Origin of the sequence: Caballeronia sp. NK8, from assembly GCF_018408855.1 — a bacterium.
Classification (GTDB): Bacteria; Pseudomonadota; Gammaproteobacteria; order Burkholderiales; family Burkholderiaceae; genus Caballeronia.
The window spans coordinates 890169-911430 of record NZ_AP024326.1; the positions used below are offsets into that span (position 1 = coordinate 890169).

Sequence of the window (21262 nt, forward strand, 5' to 3'; positions counted from 1 at the left end):
CGAAATTCATATAGCTTTCGCCCGTTCGACTCTTGCCTAATCAATGAAAATTATATGTGAGAGAGAACACAGACATACCGAAAATCCCATGGCCGTTACTGACCTAGAAGCGCCTGACGAAGACCCTAAGCAAACCGCTGCGCTCGGCAACGAGAGCGGCGCGCAGAGCGGTCTTCGTCCGCTGAACCGACTGACGAACGACAGTCGTCTCGCTCGCATCAACGGCGACACGCTGGCGAAAACGGAACTGCCGTACTACTCATTGTTCGCGCGTGAATTCCTGCGCGCCGACTTCAACTTCGCCGCCGCAAAGATGACCGTTGCGCGCGGAGGGAAGCTCATCGCGATCGAGTCGGAGTTTCGAACTGCCGAGGCGTTCATGAAGAAGGCGCTCGCATGGGCAGGTAAGTTTCCAGGTCGACGTGCACCGACTCCGCCCGAGATGGTCACGCTTGAAATTAAGCACGCCATGTCCGGTCGTCTTGTGCGACTCCTCTCGATGTATGACCAGCTTTTCCTGAAGACGATGGAAGCGCTGATGCTGAGAACCATGACGGCTCAAGTGCGCCAATCCGCGCTGGAGGCTGCCGAGGCACGCATCAATCAAATCCCTTTCTTGTGCATGCCTGACAACGACCGCTTTGCGCCAGAAGGTGTGCTGCTTCCGGACTCGGATCGTACTCACTGACATCCGATATGAACGGCCCTGCGCTTCGCGTTTGCCACGCGGTGGGCCTGGACTTGCTCGACCTAACAACGACGGGAGGACCCCGCATGGACTTACGCGAAATTCAACGACTGCATGCGCAGTTCGCACCTGACTCGATGACCATCGATCTGCCGCGGCAAATCGCTGCGCTCCCAGCGCCGGCCGACCTGACGGCAGACGCCAAGACACCCACGCTCAGACTGCGGCTTCCGAAGGCGGTGCCTGTCGCTCGCCGAAGCGTCGTCGCGGTCGCTATCGCCGCTGTCGTGGCTATGGCGGGTATGGGAGCCGCGTCGTTGTACAAGTCGGTGGGCGCGCCGTCCGCGCACGACGTAAAGAACACCGCCGCGCAGCCGAAATCCGACGGCAGCGAACGGCCAACAACGGAAGGACCGGCAGTAGCCCCGGCGACGCGCCCGATCGACGCAGAGCCGCCTCATCCAGTAGCGCTCGCTCCGATGCTGACGGGAAAAGACATTGCTGCGGCTTCCCCTATCGGTCTGACGGCTGACCAGTTCAAGAATTCGCTGGGTACAACGAGCGGCCCAGCGGCGAGCGCAGCAAGCACGGCCGCCAGCAAGGCCGTTCCTCCTGTCTCGAACGATGTGCAACGCGCGGCTGCCTCGCCTATTCATCAAGCGCGTCGCGAGGCAGAGGTGGCTAGCCAGGCTCCCACTCAACCCGTGGCGTCAGTGCCGCCCGCGCAAGCGGTGGCGCAGCCTGCCGCCGACGAACAAGCGTCGCAACAACACGCGGCACCGGCCCGTACGCACACCTACCGTCATCGCTCGCATTCGCGGGATGAGCAGGTAAGCGATGGCGACACGGGGTCGGCTGCAAGCAAGAAGTCAGCGCCTGCGAACCGCGGCGGGGCGAACGAAGTACAAATGTTTTGAGGAATCGACACCATGAAAACCGAACTTAATATCACGCTTATTGCGCGCGGCTGCGCGATCTCCGGCGACATGGTCGTGGATCACGGCATTTCGTTCTTCGGCCTGCTCGACGGCGGCATCATCTCGACACAGGGTCTGCTGCACATTGGGGAAGGTGGGCTCGTAAAGGGCTCCGCGCAGGGCGAGCACGTTCGCATTGACGGGCGCGTCGACGGGGATGTGCACGCTCGGGGTTCGTTGGAAATCAATGGCCAAGTCTCGGGCGACATCTTCTACTACAGCACGATCCGCCTTGGTCCGCGTGCGTCTTTGAACGGCACGCTCAAACGCGTTGCCAGAATGCTGACGATCGAGGCCGATTCCACGCCGGACGAAGGGCCTATCGCCGGTCCGCGTCTGGACGACGTGAAAGGCCACGAACGCGCGGAATCAAATGTGACAGAGCTCTCCCGCGCAATGGCCTGAGCCTCTATAAGCCCCATGATTTGCCGATAACGGGTCAAAGTCTCTAAGAACCCCGACCATGAAACCGATTGACCCGATCTTCGATTTCCTCACCTTGACGTGGGACGCGGCAGCGCAAGAAGCCGCGTTCGAAGGCCATTGCTTTTGCATGCTCGACACCGGGCGGCTTGTGAACGGTCAGGCAATGACGCCGGGCACACCGCACTGGAACCGCCCGGCGTACAAGTCGGTCGTGACGTACAAACTGGCTATGCGTCAGAAATCCTAGCTTTAAGCGGGCTTTTTTTTCTCCGTATGGACGTCACGGGTCCACGTGAGGGTGAGTGACGACGGGTTAGCACCGCCCAACGAGTTGGTATATGTGCGCCCTGAAGCCCGGACGCTTATAACGGCGCGATGCCTTCCACTTCCTGCTGAGTCCACCATGCCCGACGCCGTCCCGAAGCCCGAAAGCGAGTTTCTGAATGGGTCGCGCGAAGAGCGCAAGCGCGTCGGGACGTGCAGACGCTGGCAACCAGACCTGTCACATTTCGTGCCGCCACAGGCGCGCTGCAACACAGTCTGCGACGTTCCCTTGACCGCGTGGCCGACCTCGCCGCAATAGTGGTGGAGGGACGCTCTCCGGAGAGCGTCCCACTGCGGTTGGGCATTTGGTTAGCGCTATGAATTTAAAGCAAAAAAGGCCTGTTACAAAATGATCCGAATATTCACAGCCCCCTTAGTCGGATAACTTTTCATATTGTGAAAGCCTGTCGGATTGCCATTGCGCGCGTCAAGTTCTAGACCGCCAGTCGATTCCTTGAATCCTCCCGGCTAGCGTTGCCCGGCAAATTTGGACTTAGGCCGCGATAGCGCCCTGGTTAAGCTGCGCCTCGATCACAAACCGGGACTCAAAGTTTTTCGACGTCCCCGAGACCATCAACGATTCGCGAGCACGCGTCATGGCGACATAGAACAGCCGCCGCTCTTCTGGCTCGGTCGATTTGGGGTCCGGGACAATCGTCTCCTCGCTGCGGGCAATCCAGACGTGATCCCATTCGAGCCCTTTGGAGCTGTGCATTGTCGTGAGAATGAGCGCGCCCCCCGTCGGCTCATTGTTGTCCTGGCGCAGAAACAGCAGCCGCTCAGCGAAACTGCCGGACAGGCGCGACAACACGTCGTTCGTCGCCTGAATTGCGCGGATTGCGGAATCCTTCTTCGCGTACTTCAACATCCACTCGGCGACGCCGGAGAGCGTAAGCGAATAGAACTTGCGATCACAAAGGCTTTGCCATTCAGCGAGCCGCTTCATGAACTCGCGATAGTTCGTCGCCACGTCCTCGGGCAGCCCGAGATCAACCAACTCCGCCCGCCCCTTCTGCGTCAGTTCCGCACCCATGTCCGCGTGGAGGGCGCGTAGCTGTTGGGCGGTAAGCCCAAGGTGCGCCAAGACCGCATCGAGGCCGGTGTCTTTGATTCGCTCCACGATTTCAAGCAGATTGCACATCAGCGCGCCCTCCGGGCGGCTAAGGACGGACGCGCCCGATGCCCGGTAGTACTTGATGCCGTGCGAGCGGCAGACTGCCTCAAGGGGGTCTAGTATGCGGTTTGTACGCGCCAGGATCGCGCACGACTGCCCTTTCGCGAGCAAGGGCCCGAGCACCTCGACCGCCGCCGTTGCCTCCTCGTACTCGTCTGGATGGCGGGACGTTTGCACAGTACCGCCCGAGCCCTTTTCCGCACGCAGCACTTTTGCGATGCGGTCGGCGTTATTCCGAATCACCCGGTCCGCTGCGCCCAAAATCTCTGCACGGCACCGGTAGTTGCTGCCCAAGACAACGGGCTTTGCGGCGAACGACTGGATGAACGACTCCATGCCTCGGTACCCAAGCGCCTCGCGGAACGCGTAGATGCTCTGGTCATCGTCGCCGACGACCGTCACGATCGAACCGGCCTTCGCATGAAGCTCGATCCACCGGTACTGCAGCGGGTCGGTATCCTGAAACTCGTCAACGAGGAGATAGGTGAACACGTATGGGGCAATGGTGCCTTGCTCCATCCCCTCCACAGCGAGGCGCAGCATGTCCTGAAAATCGATCTTGCCGTTACGCGCAAGCGCGTCCTGATAGGCGTGATAAAGCTCGCCGTCGGCAGTGCCCGGATCGCACCGTCCGAAATTGGTTTTGATCTTCTCGATCGTTGGAATGGCGTCTTCTGCCTTCCCGTCGCGCCCGAGTTCTTGCATCACGCGGATGAGCAGACCGAGCCGGTCGCCATCGGAGGCGATATCGAGCGCACGCGCACCGGGGCGTTTCAGTTGCTTGAAAGCCAGGGAATGGAAGGTACCGGCGATCAGGCGCTTCTTCGCCGACTCGCCGGCGGCAGCCAGGATGCGCTCGCGCAATTCGAGCGCGGCGTCCTTGGAGAAAGTGACGGCGCCCACCGTCGCGGCGCTGTCTTGTAGCAGCAGCGCTGCTTTCGTGGCGATTGTCTTTGTCTTGCCCGCGCCGGGGCAGGCGATCGCCACGCAATGCTGGCGCAACTGGGCGACTTCCCGTTGCTGGGGATTGAGTTCGTCCAGCATCGCGCCCTCCTTAGTTGCCGCGGACCGTCGTCATCAGCTTCAGGTGCGTCATGTACCCGCGAATGCCAAGCGGGTTGAAGCGCTTGAGGAAGTTGACGGCTTCATCGTCCACATCGGACTGATCGCGGATGCCGTTCCACACCATGAAGTCGAAGTGATCCATCGCCCGGTCGAACTTCATGATGACGCCCAGCACGCGCATCGAAAAGCGCGAATAGGCTTCGACTTCGATGTCCATCGCGGGCATCGGGATCGTCGGCTCGAACACGAATTCCTTGTTGGCCCGAAGCTCCGCTTCCTTTTGCTGACGGAAGCCTTCGGCCACGCGCAGTTGCTCGTCAACGTAGCTCTCGATACCCCCGAGCAGCTTTTCGAGCGCGCTGTTGACCACTTCCTTGTCGTTCTCGCCGAAGGTCGAGCGGCCGAAACGCTGCATGTTGATGCTCATGCGGTTGATGTACGGCCACCACTGCTCGAACAGCGGTTTCAGGCGCGTATGGTTCAGACGCACGCGGGCGGTCACGACTGCGGCACCGGAAAGCTGGCGGTCAAGCAACTGACGACCGATTTCACGGCGGCGCTTGATGATTGAGATACGCTCAGCGGCAGGCAGATCGCGGAACAGCTTGCGCGTCTTGGCGACTTCCGCCCGCTTCATGTCGGCGTCGTCGGTGGAAATCACGCCTTCCTTCTGGAGGCGGTCCGCATCGGCCTCCATCTGCGTCAACTCGCGCTCAAGCTCGCCGTCGTCCGCGCCGTCGGTCGTGAGCGGCGCCTCGGCCGTACCTTGTTCAAGTGCGCTCAGCGCGACCTTCTCTTCACTGCCGGGTTCCACAACCGTGCTCATTCGCCGTTTCTCCTGTCTGGACCGCATCGGTCCCGTTTCATCGTTGGGTATCAGGCAAGCAAAGCGCGTTGCCCATATTCAACATTGTTGCGGCGGTGGCAGCGTGCGAAAGCTCGAAACGGTGGCTATTTATTGCGCCTTTCACCGAATTATCGGCGCGCTCTAAGTTGGAAGGGAAGACGAAGGCGGAAAAAACAAAGGCAACGCTATCCGGGTAGCGTTGCCTAAAGTGGAATAGAGCAATTGTTTTGTCGAACTCCTAACGAGTCGCGCGACGTTTTTCCCTATCTCGACGACTGGAAGGACTCGGCAGCTTTCCACAGGAGGCCTCCGAGGAGCGCAGCGACGGCGACCCAGTACCCGACCAAGACAGGCAACGGAACCACCAGCACCGCGAACAGCGTGCCGGTCACGAGCAGCAGCCCGTGCCCCGCCAGATGGAAAGACAGGGGACTCACGAAGCCCGCAGCCGACGCTTTAATCTTGCGGCGCGCCGCGCCGTCGATGAACATGCCGATTGCAAAAAGCAGCGTCCCGATGATCCACATCTTCATCACCATCGCGCGGAACAACATCCGGTACACCAGCAGCCAGAAGTTCTCGGTCCAGGTATGGGCGAAAGATGAGAAGCCCCCATCGTCCAAGCCGCCTACCTTTCCGGAGGCATTCAGCGTACGGTGCAGCAGCCCGCTATCGACGAATGCACGGCGGAACTCTTCGTTGGCGCTGCGCATGGCGCGGTCGACCCGGTCCTGCCCCACAGACTCAACAAGAGAATGGGTTTCCGCTTCCGGCACCTCGAAGAGCTTCCGCTCGGGGATCGCCGGCATGACCGCGATGGCCAGCACCGGCACGAGCAGAAACCACACCTTGATATGCGAACCGAACCGACTAGCCATGTAGCACCTTGACTAGCATGAGGGCGGGCACCGCGACGAGTGCCATCAGTCCGCCCCAAAACAGCGCAGGGCGGAATTCGGCGATTGTGGCCAACGCATAACACCGGGCGCCCGCGCCGTAAGTGAATTCCTCGGGCACGGCCGCGCTCACGTCGCCGTCGAATGCCGCAGCGGTATCGCGCGCCCGTTGAGCCGTGCGCGGCTCAACTCCCGACAGCTTCGCTATGATCGTAACGGTGAGCGACATCGTATTCCTCGAAGTAACGGCGGAAAGCTTCCCCTTGAAGCACGCGTGCGGCGAGCTGGAACGCGGCGGTGCGCTCAGTGATCTCGTCCGGACAACGCTCATCGACCATCTCGAACTGGTACTCGAAGTGGCGCGCTTCGAACGCGGGAATCGCCTCGACCATCGGGCACCACACCGATACCTTGTCGCCAAACCGCGCGACAAGACGGCGGGCGTACAGCGCTTTCGACGGCTCGAACAATCCCTGCATGAACGCGATGTGCTGGTCACCCGTGCGCTTCGCGCGCCGGAAACCATCTAGCGCCGACTCGATCATCTCCGCGGCCAGCGGCCCTTTGTCTCCCATAAACCGCTCGCCGACGAAGTCGGCCACGCGCGAGCACGCGAGCTCCAGCTCCGGTGCGACATTGGAGACCGCAACCAGCCTGTGCGAGAGCTTGTGATCGCGAATGATGTTTTTATATGCAGCGGACATAATCTTGTGTTTTAGCCTTCGATGATAGGAATTCGACCCTGATACACGGCACCGCCAGAGATGCGCATGAAGTACTGCAGATTCGGCAAACTGTGAAGCAGCTTCACGGGAATGAGCGGCACTTTCTCCAACTGGATGGACCGGGATTGCGATCCGCTGAATTCAAGCGCATGCGCTTCTGTCGTCGTATTGGTGCTGTTGGACACGTTCACCACGCGGATCGCAGTCTCTCCGACCTTGTCCGAGAACCACTTTGCTGTATCCGAGTCCTCTAGTCTAAGCACCACCTGATTGTTGAGGTTACCCAAAACCTGCAGCATTTTCGCTGCGTTTCCGAGTTTCGCTTCAAGGTCGGCGCGCGCCTGGAAGGCGACAAACGCCTTGAATCCCGCCCCTCGTCCCTTGTTCAAAATTTGAATAACCTGCTCGTTGATGGCCTCGGCGATCTCGTCGATGATGAGCACGACGTCCGGCTTCTCAGCGTAGAAGTTATAGATCGCGCCGCAGACGGCCGCCACGTCCGACAGCGCCATCGAAGCGATCGCTTTTTGCACGATGTTGTTCGACAGCGAGTCAAGCCCCATGTACAACACCGCCTTCTGCTTAATGATCTTGTCGATGTCCCATATCTCGCGCTCGTCCTCGAAATCGTCTGCTTTCGGCGCGAGCATGAGGCCCGTTTCCCCCGTCGCTAGCATCTGTAGCAGCGGCAACGCGGACGCGATGATCTTCATGTAGTGCTCGCGGTCGTGGGTGTGCGTGGCGATCAACCCATCGATCGTCTCGTGCCCCCGGTCGTGAGCGGCAAAGCGGTCGAGATATAACTTCACCATCCCGTCAATCAGCGAGGCGTCGTTGCGGCGCTGCGCGTCTTTTACGGTCGCGGTAACGGTCAGTTCTTCCCAATCAGTCAGGCCGTTCTCGATAAAGAATCGTCGCAGCCCGCGGTCGAGCAAATTGCCAATGCCTGACTGTGCGTATTTGAGAATCGATCGCAGGTTGGGCTTGTCGCCGACGTACAGCTCACCTTTCACCGCGCGGTCGATGAAGAGAAACGCGAAGTCACGGAACTGACCTTCTTCCATCAACTGCGCGATGCGCGACGGAATTTCCGACGGCTGCGACCAGTTTTCGAGCGGGTTCAGGCGGATCGACTCATGCGGCTTCGCCTGATTGAAGTACAGAAACTTGCGCCCGGTGCGCGCGCATTCCTTTTCCACGCGTTTTTTCCACTCGTCATCGTTCTTGGGGTCGACGATGATCAGGACGTCCTTCGGGTTGTGGATCACCTGCGTGGAGATGACTTCGTAGGTGCGGGTCTTTCCTGCGCCAGTCGTGCCCGCCACCAGCGTGTGTCCGCCCATCGCCTTATAGTGAAACGGCACCTCGACCTTCTTCTGCTCCATACCGTGGATCCAGGACGACCCCTGCGGCATGCGATCGCGAATGCTGTCGCGCGGACCGAATAGCCGCTCGATGCGCTCCTCCACGGTCCGGCCTATCTCGGTTTTCGGCAGCCACTTCGGCAACGACGGAATGTCGGTTACGGGCATCCGGAGGATCTCGTGCGCAATCTGGGTATGCTTCTGCGTCCACTCGTAGCCGATGCCGAGGTACATCGAGTCCGCTGTTTTTCGCATCGCATTCTGCGTGGCGAGGAGCTTTTCAATCCGGATCTTGCTGAGCCATTTTGTGGAAATCGCCATTCGAAAGCTCAGTGCCTTCCATATCTGGAGCGCACGGATCGACAGCAGGGCTGCGCCGGCTAACGCGAACGCCCAGCCGTAGGGCATCCCTGAGACCAAGATGCCAACGATGACGATGGGCCAGACGAGAAACGGTCGAAATTCGTAAATCGGACGGAAGTGATTGACGTAGTTCATGCCGCGGGTCTCTCCACGATGAGACGGCCGGCGCGCTCGACAATGCAGATGTCATTGCCGTGTGCGCGCATGAGGAGGCTGCGCTTCTTGAGTTGTTCGACAAGCGTATCGCTCGTGATGCCGTATCCGCCCACAAGCCGCTTCTTGACGGCCAGCCCCTTCTCTTCCCACGCCACTTCCGCCTTCCCTGCTGCCACGTCGCCAGCAAGAGCTTTGAAAAACTCTTTCAGCATTGCAGCGCCGGGGCCGAGGAGTTCCGTCAATTCTTCGTCAGACGGCCCGACCCTGTTTGCATTCGACGTCGTAGGACGCGCTGTGGCGGGGTCGACCGGCGCCGGACGCGATGCAGGCGCGCTCGGGCCGGTCGAGGGCTCAGTCGCAGCCGCACCAGCGGCCCGTGCTTCGCTGCGCTCCAACGCATCGAGCAACGACTGAGAGAACTTCGGCGCGGAGGCGCTCGCCTGCTGCTGCGACGCGACCGTTGCTCCAACAACGGCAGGTTGCGGGTCGGCAGTATTCGTCACCGACGCCGGAGCCGCTTCCCCGTTTGGCGCACCGGAACTCGCCGGCGGCTGCCCCGGGGGCACGGCCGAATCGGCGGTCGCGGGGGCGGGCGCCGCGACGAACTGCGGCTCAAGCGCGAGCGCGACGTGCACGGCTGAGGGAACGTCGTACTTCACGGGCGCAAAGACGGCGCGTTGCGCCTTGCGCTCAAAGTCCACCGCAACGTCCATGGCCTGCCGCACCACCTTGTGGACGAGGGGTTCGAACCCCTGCGGGCTGCGCTCTGGATTGATTGCGTTGAAGAGGTCGTCGAGCACCGCTGTGTCGAATCCGGAGAGCAGCTCGGGCGTGATGACGGTCTGTGCAAACATGGCAGTGCGCATGCGCTCATCCTTCAGTGGAGTCACACGCCGCTCAACGGCGAACTGACCGGTTCCTATCCACGTGCCGAACGCCCCGTGCGCCGCCGGATTCCACTTCGTGCGGTCCGGGAGCCGCACCATCTCAAAGTGACGAAACGGCTCATCAAGCAGCGAGCATGCGGCGGCCAGGAAGACGGCGTAGTTGTATTGCGGCTCCAGCCGCCGACGCTTATCTGACGTGAGGTCCGCCGCGAACTTCTGCCCGCCCGCGAGCCGCATCGCATAAAAGGTCGATTCAATCGTCGCGCGGAATGCACCGCCCGGCTCGCAATGCATCTCGGGCGTGAGCGGCATAGACGAGAACCAGTTAGCACAGCGACGCAGCACAGACACCCACTTGCGTGCGAACTCCGTTTCCGTGCTTTCATTGGCGCATTGTCGGACTAGTTCGACTCGCTTTTGGTGCGTGGCGAACAGGTCCTCGACAGAGATTGCAAGGTGAGCGGTCGTCATGGGATAAATTTGGCCGCCAGCTTCATTGCACCGGTACCGGTTGCTGTCGCTCCGCCGCCGAAGATCGTCGCGAGCTTCGGAACCTCGAACGAGAGCAGCAGCACGAATATCGCTAGATCCAAGACATACGCTCCGTTGACGGTAGTTGAGCCGCCGACTTCGGTCGCCTTTTTCACTGCGTCTGTGATCGACGAGCCGACAAGCTTGATCAGAACGGCAACTACCACCGTGTACATCCCCGCACTAATCATCCAATCAAGCCACTTTTTGAAATAGCTCCGCGTGTACGACGAGAACCCAAGCGCAATCGCGATCGGGCCTAGGACGATACCGATCGCTGCCTGGATCTGGCCAATTGCCGTGTAATAGACGAAGATGATCGAGGCGAGGGCCATCACAAGCGCGGAGACGGCGAGGACGACAACGTCAGTCAGCAGTGCAGGGATGTCCCACAACTTGACCGTTTTCAGCTTGGTGGTCAGCGCGTCGATGATGGTCCCCGCGAGCGAGGCCATCTGCGAACCGACTGAGCCGTTGTCCGACTGGCTGATATGCGCCGCCAACTGCTCGAACCATGTCCAGAAACCGGCCGCTGACGTGGTATATCCAAGGTACAAGGCGACGAAGATTCCCAGGATTGCCACTTCTTCGAAAAGATCGACCCACGCCGAAATAGGATGATGAGTCCCGGCGAAACGGACTCCGACGAGGACCAACGAGATCACGCCCAGCCCCCATGCGAACTTGTTCGCCTCGCTCATTACCCCCGAACTCGCAGCGACGGCCGCGTCGACGACGTTGGAAAGCAGAACGTGGATCTGCTGAGCCGCACTCGTCGCGCCTTTAGCAAAATCGCCTGGCTTGCTCGCAAGCAACGCCGCAGAGCTTGTTGCCGCGGAAGCTGGCGCGTCGGCCGCTGCTTGCGCCATGGCCCGGTTAGAGGTGATAGCAAAGCAGCCGATCGCTGCGGCAAGCACAAGCAGCGTTCTGATTAAAGTCATGACAGACCGCAGCATCATTGCCCCAGCACCTTCGAAGAGCCGATCTGTGTGTCGAAGGCAGCACGCTCTCGGTCCTGTTGCGCCTTAATCGCCGCCTGACTCGCATTGTTCGCCTTCTGATCCGCGACTGTTGCGGAATCTTTGACAGCGTCACTGCGTTGCTTGGCCGCCATCATCGTCAGAAGGTCGCTGTTCTGACTGGAGATGATATCCAGCATGTGCGTGGTCAACTGAGCGGTCGCCTGCATCGTCGGGGACATGTTCAGTTGGTCCTGGATTTCCTGCCGACGCTTGGCGAGCGTGCTCACATGCGAAATTACATCGTTGCCCTGCTGGAAAAGCTGCTTGGCCGTCTTGTCGTTGTTTTGCAGTAGCGTGTTCTGGTCCGTGAACCACTGGTCCGCCGATTTGCCTGACTGCGTGATGAGCGCCTGAACCTTGCTCGCGTACTCCGCGTTGCTTTGCAGCCCGCCGTACAAGTCCTTCAAGGCGTCGGTGTACTTGCTCAGGCCCGAAATATCGTCCTTGATGCTGTTGAACTGCGCAAGCATCGCGGCAGGATTGAGGTTGGTCGCCTGCTTGAGCTGGTTGAGCATCATCTGGTATTGATAAACCAGGTTGGAGTCCTGATAAACCTCACCCTTCACCGCGGCCGCCGCAGTCATGGTGTTCTGAATGAAGTTGGATGCGTCGAATACGGGCATGTTCGCATTAGCGTGTTGCACAAATCCGAGCGTCAAAACACCGGTGGCTGCGACGCAGCGGAGCAGTTTTTTCATCATGGCGATACCTTTATCTAATGCGTTCAAGCGTTGACGAGCACGTCGCGCACGTAGTCCTCCCGCCAATGCGGGCTGCCTGACTTCACGTGCTTGTCGAGGAGCGCCTGCGCGCGACCATCCGAGCGCAGGTAGGCGAGCGCCTCCTTAGGGAACTGTGCCTGCAGCATCCGGCTTTGCTTCGCCGTCACCCACAGGTAGTCGCGGTTGGGCACCGCGTCGGAAATCATCTTGATCTGATGCTGCGTCAGACCAAACACGTCGCTGTACAAGCCTTGGTTGTTGATTGCGTCGCTGTTTGGCAGATAGATAATGTTCGGGATGTTCTCTTTCAGAATCTCGAAGTTCGGCACACGGGCCAACTGGCCGAGCGACTGCGTGGCCATCAGCAGCGCCGCGTTGAGCTTTCGGATCGTCACCGCCCAGATTTCGAGGCGGGCATAGAACTTCGGGTAAGTGAAGAAAAAGCCTGCCTCTTCGATCTCGATCACCGTGTAGCGCTTGCCGTCGAGGATCTGCGCGATTCGGTAGAACGCATAGTCCATGAACAAGGCGGCGGCGACCGGGAAATTCTGGAACAGATCGCCCATCTCGATCGACAGGTCGTCCGAGATTGCGAAGCCGTCGTCGGCGTGGTCGAAGAACTTGCCGTTCTTGTTGCCCTCGGTCCAGACTTGCAGGCGCTCCCGCAGGTCCGCTGGAAGCAGCGTGATGAGGCCCGAAAGGCGCCACTTCTCGGGCGGAAACCCGAGCGCCAGCGTCCGGATACGCTCGTAAATCTCGGTCTGCTGCTGCGGGGTGCAGGTGTAGTCCTCCCCCTCAATGGCAAGCTGCACCCAGTCCGCGACGTACGACCAGTGCTTCTCTTCGGAGATCAGCGAAAGTGGATTGACCGAGGTCGCCGCCTCAAAACGCCCGGTCGCGTCGATGAACCGGCCACCAGCGAGCAACGTTGGAATGCGGGTCGAGCGGTCCTTGTCAAAACGGATGCGGCGCGCCCCGTGGCGCCCGGTCTGCGTCACCAGGTAGTTCAGGAACACCGACTTACCGGCACCGATTGGGCCGACGACCAGCGTGTGCGCTTTGCCGCCTGGATGATGCAAGTCGAAATACTGCAGCGTGCGATGGCGGGTCGGCAGGCACGTGAGCGGGCCGGTTTTCGTACCGGACTGCTGCGTCAGCCATTCATTGACCTTCGAACCCTCGCCCACGCTGCAGAGCGGCGCAATGTCGGAGACGGCAGGTGTCTCAACGAACTGCAGGCGCTTCTGCTGGTCCCAGCGGCCCGGCAGCGTCGCGCTCCACGAGGCGAACAGGTTCGTCTTTTCCAGGATCACGCCAAAGCCCGCGTTGCCGATGACGCCGACCACCTGACGCGTCGCGTCCTCGCACTCCTCAGGCGTGCTCCCATAGACGACCACCGAAATGTTTGCGAAGCCGTACTGTTGACCCTCGGCGTCGAGCTTCGCGAGCGCGTCGCCGGCTTCCTTCGCAAGGATCTCACGACCTTCGTCGTTTTTCTGCTCTTCCTTCGTTGCCCACTGCTTCAGGATCGCGACCGGATTGAAGGCCGCGACCTTATAAAAGCCGCGTATCTTCTTGATGTACGCGCTCGCCCGCGAAGTGTCGAGGAATCGGAACATCACACAGACGTCCAGTTCCGCGTCCACCTGGGAGAGCACGTCGAGCGCCGCTTCTTGAAAGCCCATCCATTCCTTGATGCCGATGACGCGGGCGTACAGCTTGCCGTGCGCCGATTCGAACATCAGCTCGGTCGCGCCGATCGTCACTTCCGTTTCGGTCAAATGCGTATCAAGCATCGTGACCGGGTAGCGCACGCGACGCTTGGGCGTCGACGGATTCGCTCGCTGATGCAGGAACGAGAGCACGTTCTGAAGCTGAAGCCGCTTCATCTTCAGGCGCGTAACGCCGCCGACAAAGCCGTCGATCACCGATTCAAACCGCTTGATCTCGTTCTGAATCTTGGTCAGGTCGAACGCAAAGGCGCTGCGCGCGAGAATCGTGTCTTTTGCGGCTTCGAACATCGCCACAGCCAGGTTCTTGCCGCCGACCGTCATGTGGTAGCTGATCTTGTCGAAGATCCGCGAGATGCCGGTTTCAGGCGTGAACGCCAGCGCCAGCGAGTGCGAGTTTTTGAAGTACTTGCCGCTGCCGATGATCGCCTGATTGATCGCATCGACGCGCGCATCGGCCTCCGACGCGAAGTTGCCGTCCATGCCACCCCGCACGCGCCGGTGCGACATGCGCCACCACGCGGTCACGCGATGGTCGAAGTTGCGGCATGCATGGTCGAGGTTGTCGCGGGCGGCCGTGATGTCGCCGGGATTGGGCGAATCTGCGTCGATGCCTTCAAACTCGAACACGGTCAGCAGCGACCCGTCCTTGTTGAGCACCAGTTCGGGCGTGACCATCGTCGCCCACGGCGCGATCTCCTGTACCGCGCGCTTGGTGAACATCATTTTCAGCATGGAAGGTCCTGATCAAACCCATACGGGCGCCTGAAGCGCGCGCTAAAACGGCTGCTCGGCCCCGGCTCATAGACGTCCGGGTAGCGGTTGTACACCAGCATCACGATTCGCCACCACGGGTCAGTCGAGCTTTTCCAGCGCAAGAACACATGCACCACCACGCCGACAATGAGAAACCCCGGTGTCCAGCTCGTGTAGGTGAGCAGCGCCGTCATCGTCCCGTTGAAAATGGCGAGTCCCCGGTCTGCACCGCCCATCTGGCGCGGCAATGAGAGGCCTCGACTAACCTTGTGTTGGCGCATATCAGCAGGCGTTGGCCATGTGGAAGTGGCTCTGCATGATCGGAACGGCCACCGAGGCGATACCGAGGCCGACCAGCACCACCGAGAAGGTCTTCGCGATGTTGCTTTCCGAGTTCGCCACTGCGACGCCGCCCAGCGTGATGAGCACGATGCCGATGCCATAGAGGTACGGGCCGCTGATCAAGTTGCTGATCGTGCAGATGATGTCGGTCAGACCCGTCAGGTTCGAAAAATCGCCCGCAGCCATTGCCGCAACCGATACGACGCTCAGCAGCGCGCCGACCAACATCGACTTGCCCGGACGCAGACGTTTTGCCACCGTCGCGGCTCTGTTGAGTACCTTCTTGCCCTTCATTTGATGCTCCCGTCAAAAAACGCGTTGTAGGTCGTAATCGTTGTTTTTGAATCCCCTAATTTCGAGGATTTCGGAGACATGCCGCATCTCGCCGGTGCGCTTGAAGTGCACGACGTAGTTGAAGCAGTCAGCGATGTTTTTGCGCATGTCTTCCAGCTCCCACCGCGATCCGGTCGGAATGCCGAGCATGGCGAGCGATTCGAGGCGGCTCAGCGCGGTGCGCCCGTTGTTCGCGTGAATGGACGCGAGGCCGCCATCGTGGCCAGTGTTGAGAGCCTGCAGCAGGTCATAGGCTTCGCCGCCCCGGACTTCACCAACGATGATGCGGTCGGGGCGAAAGCGCAGGCACAGCGCCACGAGCAGCTGCGTCGTCACGTTCGTATCGGCATTGGAAAGTAGCCGCACGCGATTGGGCACGTGCAGCTTCAGTTCCATCGTGTCCTCGATGGAGATGACCCGCTGGTCGGACGGGATCTGCTCAATCAGCGCGTTGAGGAACGTCGTCTTACCCGCCGACGTCCCGCCGGCGACGAGCACGTTCTTGCGCGACTGGACGAGCGCGACGAGCGCGCGCATGAGCGCTTCGTCCTCGATGCCGTCCTCGAAGTGAATGGCTTCCGCGTATTCCGGTCGGGCGTTCGCTGCGGAAAAGGCGCCCATGTTCACGTAGTCGGACAGCGTGAGTTTCGATTCACGGTGCTTCCGGATGCTTAGCGCATGACCGTCGATCGACGTCGGGCTCATGACCGCCGCAATACGCAAGTTCTGGTGACCGGCGTTAATGATGCCCTTATCACTGCCCGCCTTCGCCGACTTCTCAACGGACGAGGCGAGCGAGTGAATTGCGCCTTCGAGCTGCTCGGGGCGCAGGTCGATGTTCTCGCGTGTCATTACGCCGCGACGTTCCACCCAGACATTGCGGTAATCGTTGATCATGATTTCCGCAAGGTCGGGCGAGTCGAGCAACTCGCGCAGCGGCGAAAGCGCATGGAAGAACATGCGCACGGCTTCAGCTTCGAGGGGTCGCAGCTTTAGGATGTGATTGTCGGCAGACTCGAACATGCGATGCTTTGTGGGCGATCTAACATGTCGGCTATTGTTGGTGTTGGCAAACGCGCGCAGGCAGCGAAAGAGGCGTCAAATTCAGCAGCTTTCTCCGCGAGTGCAGCGATATCTTCGGGGGCTGTTATGGGAAGGCCCGCCGATTTTTCGCTGACCGCGGCGACCAACGCTCTCCGGAGAGCGTCCCACTGCACTCGTCGCTTACGGTAAATTACTGAATTCAAAACAAAAAATGCCTGTTACAAAATGATCCGGATATTCACATCCCCCTTAGTCGGATAACTTTTTGCATTATGAAACGTAGCGTTTGACTGGCGGTACTGACCCGGCTTGCTATATTTGACGTTTCCGCCAGGAGTCCTCGGTGATGCGCGTCGGAAAACCAGTCAAGCCTCTGCCCCACCCCAACTGTGACTACTGCGGCACGCCCGCGACGCTCGTGCACGCCGGTGACGACGCTTACCCTTACCGCGACGATCACAGCCCATTGTGGCTTTGCGCGGACTGCCAGGCGTGGGTCGGCGTGTTTCCGCGCAGCAGGCGCAATGTGCCGCTCGGGCGTCTCGCCGACGCTCGCCTACGCGACCTGAAGGCGAAGCTCCACGCGGCGCTCGAGCCGTTGGTTGCGGCGAAGGTCAGGCGCGATGGCTGCAATGTATTTGAGGCGCGCGCCAAGGCAATGAAATGGCTCGCCGGCGAGATCGAGGCGGACGCGGAGAAGTGCTCGATCCATACGCTCGACGCGGACCAATGCGAGCGCGCGATCGCTGTCGTCGAGCGTTTCCAGCGCGCCCGCACCGCTAGCCCTTCAGAACCGGCGTGGGAAGATCGTTAACACGGGCAGTCAACCAAACGTTTGCTATGTCTCGCACTCTTCCCTTCCAGCGCTCCGCTCAAGCGGCTCGTGCGCGCCTCACCAAGGCGCAATTGCTCCCGATCCCGCGCGCCGTCGCCGATGACCTCGCGCTTCGTGCCCACCTGTCGTTGGAAGCGATCCGCGGTGCCTGCGACCACATCGGCCCCGCGCAGCACATCACCGAAGTCGTGTTGCTCGGCAAGTTTCTCAGCGAGGCGGGTCACGGCGAGTTTTCGCACGAATCGCTGCTGGCGGCCGACCGGACAATGGCCGAGGTGTTCGAAGGCGGCCGGCAGACCGGTACGTGGGGCGTGGCCTCCGACGCCGCGTTTGCGCTGCTCGCTGCGATCGTCAGCATGTACGACCGGCAACTCCGCAGCGCGACGCTCGGCGCGCTGACCACGGCGAGCGACCGTCTGGAAAGGTTCAAAGGCGGCGAGGCTTACCAGCCGCTGCAGAAACGCCGCGCCTGAGCCTCGCGCGCAGTCGAAAAAAAAGCCCGGCAGATGCCGGGCTTTCGTTTTTCAGGGAATGCCCGGTCAAGCCGGGGACTAGCAAATCACTTCCACCGTCTCGCCAAACGGCGCTTTTCGAGCCCGTGGCAGAGGCGTAGTTGACGCCCACAGCACCGGGTAGTGCGGCGCGACCGTCGGGAAGCGCCCCACCATATCTGTCAGATAAACCAGAAAGGCGGGGTTCATGCCGTCTTCCGCGACCCGGTTGAACGGATCGACGAACGCCGTCCCGCCCCCACCACGCACGGGCTTGATCTCCGCCGAGTCGCCTCGCTCGAAGATCTGCACCTGCGTAACGCGCGTGTCGCAATCCATCACGATCAAGCGCGCGGGCTTCAACGAGTGGAAAACCGCAAGGATCTCCGCGTCGAACTGAGCCTGCGTCTCGTCGAACACCGAACCGCTGGAGTCACGCACGAAGACCGCGTCGCCGATCGCCGGTGTATGCAGCGCGGGCAGATAGAACCCGAGATGCAGATACCGGCGGTTAGGCGTCGCGAAGCTGTAGTCCGACGGTGACGACTGCTGCGCGAAGCGATGCAGCACCGCGCGCCAGTCCACCACAGGCCGAACCGCTTCACCGGCCATCGCCTGCAGATCGCCGGGGAGCTTGCCGCGCATCGCGGCCGCTTTCGCGGCTTGCGTGACGGCAATCTTCCACTCCGCCTCCTTCACCGGTTTGTCCGGACCTTTGTAGGGACGCACTTCGCCGAATGAGCCGGGTTTCGCTTGCTGATCGGCGGGCGCCTGCCCCGGCGCGGTGCCGTTCTGGCCACCTGGTTTCGGAGCCTGCTTGCCGTTCGGCTGCTGCGGATCTTGCGGACCCGGCTGCGGCTGCTGCTGGTTCTGCGGCTGCTGTTGATGCTGCTGCGGAGGCTGTTGCTGCTTTTCCTTCGCCTCCTGCGTCAGCAAACCGTAGATCTCCTCGGCCGACTTGCCCGTGTAGCGCGGATCGACAAGCGCCCCTTTCGGCAAAACCATGCCCGACGACAGCACGATCGGGTTGATCGCGTAGTCACAGGCATCGTTCCATCGGTCGGGATCGCGCGCGCCCTGACGCCAGCAGTGGCCATTGGCCACGTGCAGCACCTCGTGCGCGACGACGCCGCGCACTTCAAGGTCGCTGAGCGACTCCATGTACGTCGGGTTGTAGCCCAGCGTCTCGCCGTCGACCCAAAACGTCTTGGCCGACGGATCCTCGCGAACATCCAATCGGAGCGCGAGCGCCCCGAAGAATGGTTGCGAGAGAACGAGCTCGGTGCGCTGCCGGGCAATGCGCGGATGGACCGCGCTACTACCCAGCACAACATCGTTGCGGTCCATGACGCCCCCTTACGCGACGAGGCGCAATTGGCTTGCACCCGCCGATTCGACTTCCATCGGCTCCGGCTGCATGCCCATGAACGCGGCCATCAGCCCTTCGATCTCCTGTGCCTTGCTAGCCACCTGAGAACGAAGCACGCGCGAGTCCTTCAGTTCCGCTCCCGTGTGCACGGCCAGATGCGTCTTGGCCTGCTCGAGGATGTGCGTGAGCTGCGGGTCGTTAGCGAAGTTCAGCTTCGGCAGCAAGGCGCACAGTTCACGCACGTTGTTGGCGACGTCCAGTCGGACGTTGCCCGTCGCATACAGCCGATTGGCCATCTGCGACACGGCTTCGTACAGACGCCGCACCAGGTCCTCGTTCGCGGTCGCGATCGAGGCCAGAACGTGCTGGTCCAGTTCGCTCTTGAGCGTGTTGAGCACGTTCGCCGGAAGCTCGACGCCGAACTGGCTCGCGTCGGGAAACGGCAGAACGGCCATCTTCACGCCGAACTTCGTGGTCAGCTCAGCGAGGGTCGGATAGTCCGCCTCGTTGAAAAGCCCATTCAGTTCTTCGCGAGCCGCTTCCTTCAGGTTCAGATAGTCAGTCAGGAATACGGAGACCGCCAAGTCGAACTCGTCTTTCAACGAGCGCATCTTTTCGGCGAAGTCCATGTAGACCATCGTCGGCAGCAGTCGCACGCCCAACTGGTCGTACTTCAGCGTGTGGTCGTAGAAGTACGAGCGGATGCGGCCGGCGAGCGTCACAACTTCTGCGAAGCTCGGCGCGTGCTCGGGCAACAGGCGTTTGTTGAATCTGCCGATGCCCTTTGCGTGGTGCTTGCTCTCGACTTCCTGCGTCACCTTGCCGTCGAAGCGGCGGGCGACCCAGGTCGAAATCGTGACGGAGCAGAGCATGACCTTCGATTGGATGGAAGTGATGTCCATGAGAAAACCTCGTAGAAATGGAATGGATGAAGCAAAGAAAAAGGCCCTGAGCGTCCGAAGACACGACAGGGCCAACATGGGTGATGCTGAGAAAAGTGGAGTGCTTGTTACTCGCCGCGGATGATTTTTCCGATCTCTCCGGCTTGCGCGGCAATGAAGGCATACGAGTTCTGGATCTGCGGCGAGCGCTGGACAGCGTCTCGCACGAGCAGCGCCGCAAACTCGCGATGCCCTTCACCGATCAGACGCTCGGTGTAGCGCACGACGCGATCAAAGTTGTTTTCGTTCGCGCGTGCCGCAAGCGCGGCCGCGACCGCGTACAACGCCGCCGGCATCGTCGGAATCATCGCCGTGTCAGGCGCGAGAAGAATCGCGTCCGGATTCGGCAGTTCGCGGAAGATCTGGAGGAAGCCAACAAGCTCGGTTGCGGCACCCTCTCCCACCGAACCGGCGTAGGAGATGTGCTCCAGGTGCTTGGCGACTACATCCATGGTTTTCGCCACGAACCCCCAGCTACGCGGGCTCGGTGCGTTTTCGATATCGCGCGACGTCTTCTGCACGGACAGCAAGTCCGGACGGAAGCGCAGGAACGCGATGAGCGCGGGCGGGATGTTTTCGCGCACGGCCCACTGCGTCCAGTCGTCGATAGTCGGTTCCAGCTCTACCACCGTGGCGAAACGCGAGATCACCGGATCGAGAATCCCGGAGACACCAGCGTTGTCAGTGCGGCGGTTCGTGGCCGCGAGGAAAGTGACCTGCGGTGGCAGCACGTGCTCACCGACGCGCCGCGCGAGTAGCAACTGCATCTTCGCGGCTTGCACGGCGGGCGAGGCCTGCCCAAGGTCATCCAGAAACCAGATCAGCGGGCGTCTGGCGGTCATCGCGCGCTCCAAATCCCCGAACGGCAGGAACTTGGCGGTCGTGCCGTCGGGCGAAGGAAACGGCAACCCTTTCGAGTCGGTCGGATCCTCGACAACCGGGTGACTGATGAGCAGTTCGTGATCAGTCGCATGTGCGGTCTGCTCGACGATGTCGCTCTTGCCGATGCCGGGGCGGCCAGTGATGAGCACCGGCAGACGCTTCGGCACGTACAGCGAGAGGAGTTCGGTGAGTTGAGCGGGCGTGACTTTCATGATGGCTTCCAAAGAGAAGCCCCATAAAGACTACGCCCGTAGGGACGTGGTCCCTCAGGGGCAAGATATGAAAAAGCCGGCTCGTAGCCGGCTTGATCGATGCGTCAGTGACGCGGGTGATAGATGCAGTGTAGGGGTCGAGCGGTCAGGCAATTCGTGG

22 protein-coding genes are annotated in these 21262 nt (G+C 60.9%); 6 read left to right on the plus strand and 16 right to left on the minus strand.

What is annotated here, in order from left to right; genetic code table 11:
* The first annotated feature begins 88 nt into the window (after positions 1-88).
* The 4 genes from NK8_RS37005 to NK8_RS37020 all read left to right on the plus strand — a co-directional run bounded on the left by NK8_RS37005 (position 89) and on the right by NK8_RS37020 (position 2338).
* Complete coding sequence (locus NK8_RS37005; RefSeq protein ID WP_213233562.1) at positions 89-688, plus strand: DUF1845 domain-containing protein; 600 nt, start codon at positions 89-91, stop codon at positions 686-688.
* A gap of 86 nt (positions 689-774) precedes the next feature.
* Entirely contained in the window at positions 775-1605 is an 831-nt protein-coding gene (locus NK8_RS37010; protein WP_213233563.1) for a hypothetical protein, read from the plus strand.
* A 12-nt stretch (positions 1606-1617) separates the two neighbouring features.
* Positions 1618-2070, plus strand: a complete 453-nt coding sequence (locus NK8_RS37015) for a polymer-forming cytoskeletal protein (RefSeq protein WP_213233564.1) — start codon at positions 1618-1620, stop codon at positions 2068-2070.
* A gap of 58 nt (positions 2071-2128) precedes the next feature.
* Positions 2129-2338, plus strand: coding sequence for a hypothetical protein (locus NK8_RS37020; protein WP_213233565.1), 210 nt, complete (start codon positions 2129-2131; stop codon positions 2336-2338).
* A 570-nt stretch (positions 2339-2908) separates the two neighbouring features.
* Here the strand turns inward: NK8_RS37020 and NK8_RS37025 are convergent.
* The 13 genes from NK8_RS37025 to NK8_RS37085 all read right to left on the minus strand — a co-directional run bounded on the left by NK8_RS37025 (position 2909) and on the right by NK8_RS37085 (position 16351).
* Entirely contained in the window at positions 2909-4633 is a 1725-nt protein-coding gene (locus NK8_RS37025; protein ID WP_213233566.1) for an ATP-dependent helicase, read from the minus strand.
* Between the two features lie 10 nt (positions 4634-4643).
* A complete protein-coding gene (locus NK8_RS37030; RefSeq protein ID WP_213233567.1) occupies positions 4644-5480 on the minus strand; it encodes an ATPase in 837 nt (278 codons plus the stop codon).
* A 284-nt stretch (positions 5481-5764) separates the two neighbouring features.
* Positions 5765-6379, minus strand: coding sequence for a DUF4400 domain-containing protein (locus NK8_RS37035; protein ID WP_025495935.1), 615 nt, complete (start codon positions 6377-6379; stop codon positions 5765-5767).
* Positions 6372-6626 carry a hypothetical protein gene (locus NK8_RS37040; protein WP_225936572.1) on the minus strand — a complete coding sequence of 85 codons (255 nt, stop codon included), beginning with the start codon at positions 6624-6626 and terminating at the stop codon, positions 6372-6374. The genes NK8_RS37035 and NK8_RS37040 overlap by 8 nt, the downstream gene beginning before the upstream one ends.
* Positions 6583-7101, minus strand: a complete 519-nt coding sequence (locus NK8_RS37045; RefSeq protein ID WP_213233568.1) for a hypothetical protein — start codon at positions 7099-7101, stop codon at positions 6583-6585. Before NK8_RS37045 ends, NK8_RS37040 begins: the two co-directional genes overlap by 44 nt.
* An 11-nt stretch (positions 7102-7112) precedes the next feature.
* Positions 7113-8984 carry a conjugative transfer system coupling protein TraD gene (gene traD, locus NK8_RS37050; RefSeq protein ID WP_213233569.1) on the minus strand — a complete coding sequence of 624 codons (1872 nt, stop codon included), beginning with the start codon at positions 8982-8984 and terminating at the stop codon, positions 7113-7115.
* Entirely contained in the window at positions 8981-10363 is a 1383-nt protein-coding gene (locus NK8_RS37055) for a TraI domain-containing protein (RefSeq protein ID WP_213233570.1), read from the minus strand. The genes traD and NK8_RS37055 overlap by 4 nt, the downstream gene beginning before the upstream one ends.
* Positions 10360-11382 (minus strand): type IV secretion system protein, encoded by a 1023-nt coding sequence (locus NK8_RS37060; RefSeq protein WP_213233571.1) that lies wholly within the window; start codon positions 11380-11382, stop codon positions 10360-10362. The genes NK8_RS37055 and NK8_RS37060 overlap by 4 nt, the downstream gene beginning before the upstream one ends.
* A complete protein-coding gene (locus tag NK8_RS37065) occupies positions 11379-12146 on the minus strand; it encodes a type VI secretion protein (protein WP_213233572.1) in 768 nt (255 codons plus the stop codon). The genes NK8_RS37060 and NK8_RS37065 overlap by 4 nt, the downstream gene beginning before the upstream one ends.
* A 23-nt stretch (positions 12147-12169) precedes the next feature.
* Entirely contained in the window at positions 12170-14632 is a 2463-nt protein-coding gene (locus NK8_RS37070; RefSeq protein WP_213233573.1) for a VirB4 family type IV secretion system protein, read from the minus strand.
* Entirely contained in the window at positions 14626-14889 is a 264-nt protein-coding gene (locus NK8_RS37075) for a conjugal transfer protein (RefSeq protein ID WP_225936644.1), read from the minus strand. The genes NK8_RS37070 and NK8_RS37075 overlap by 7 nt, the downstream gene beginning before the upstream one ends.
* Before the next feature lie 46 nt (positions 14890-14935).
* The gene (locus tag NK8_RS37080; RefSeq protein ID WP_035967777.1) at positions 14936-15289 is read right to left on the minus strand and encodes a hypothetical protein; all 354 of its coding nucleotides are present in this window, start codon (positions 15287-15289) and stop codon (positions 14936-14938) included.
* Positions 15290-15301: 12 nt separating this feature from the next.
* Positions 15302-16351 (minus strand): CpaF family protein, encoded by a 1050-nt coding sequence (locus NK8_RS37085; RefSeq protein ID WP_213233575.1) that lies wholly within the window; start codon positions 16349-16351, stop codon positions 15302-15304.
* A 367-nt stretch (positions 16352-16718) separates the two neighbouring features.
* Here NK8_RS37085 and NK8_RS37090 point away from each other — a divergent pair, with 367 nt between their 5' ends.
* A complete protein-coding gene (locus NK8_RS37090) occupies positions 16719-17186 on the plus strand; it encodes a zinc-finger-containing protein (RefSeq protein WP_213233576.1) in 468 nt (155 codons plus the stop codon).
* A 92-nt stretch (positions 17187-17278) separates the two neighbouring features.
* Positions 17279-17680 carry a hypothetical protein gene (locus NK8_RS37095; RefSeq protein ID WP_367657828.1) on the plus strand — a complete coding sequence of 134 codons (402 nt, stop codon included), beginning with the start codon at positions 17279-17281 and terminating at the stop codon, positions 17678-17680.
* Positions 17681-17758: 78 nt separating this feature from the next.
* Here NK8_RS37095 and NK8_RS37100 read toward each other — a convergent pair whose 3' ends face one another.
* From NK8_RS37100 to NK8_RS37110, 3 genes are all read right to left on the minus strand, one after another.
* The gene (locus NK8_RS37100; protein ID WP_213233578.1) at positions 17759-19045 is read right to left on the minus strand and encodes a VWA-like domain-containing protein; all 1287 of its coding nucleotides are present in this window, start codon (positions 19043-19045) and stop codon (positions 17759-17761) included.
* Between the two features lie 9 nt (positions 19046-19054).
* The gene (locus NK8_RS37105) at positions 19055-19969 is read right to left on the minus strand and encodes a hypothetical protein (protein WP_045463797.1); all 915 of its coding nucleotides are present in this window, start codon (positions 19967-19969) and stop codon (positions 19055-19057) included.
* A gap of 107 nt (positions 19970-20076) precedes the next feature.
* On the minus strand, positions 20077-21102 hold the full coding sequence (locus NK8_RS37110) for an ATP-binding protein (protein ID WP_213233579.1): 1026 nt from the start codon (positions 21100-21102) through the stop codon (positions 20077-20079).
* Positions 21103-21262 lie beyond the last annotated feature (160 nt).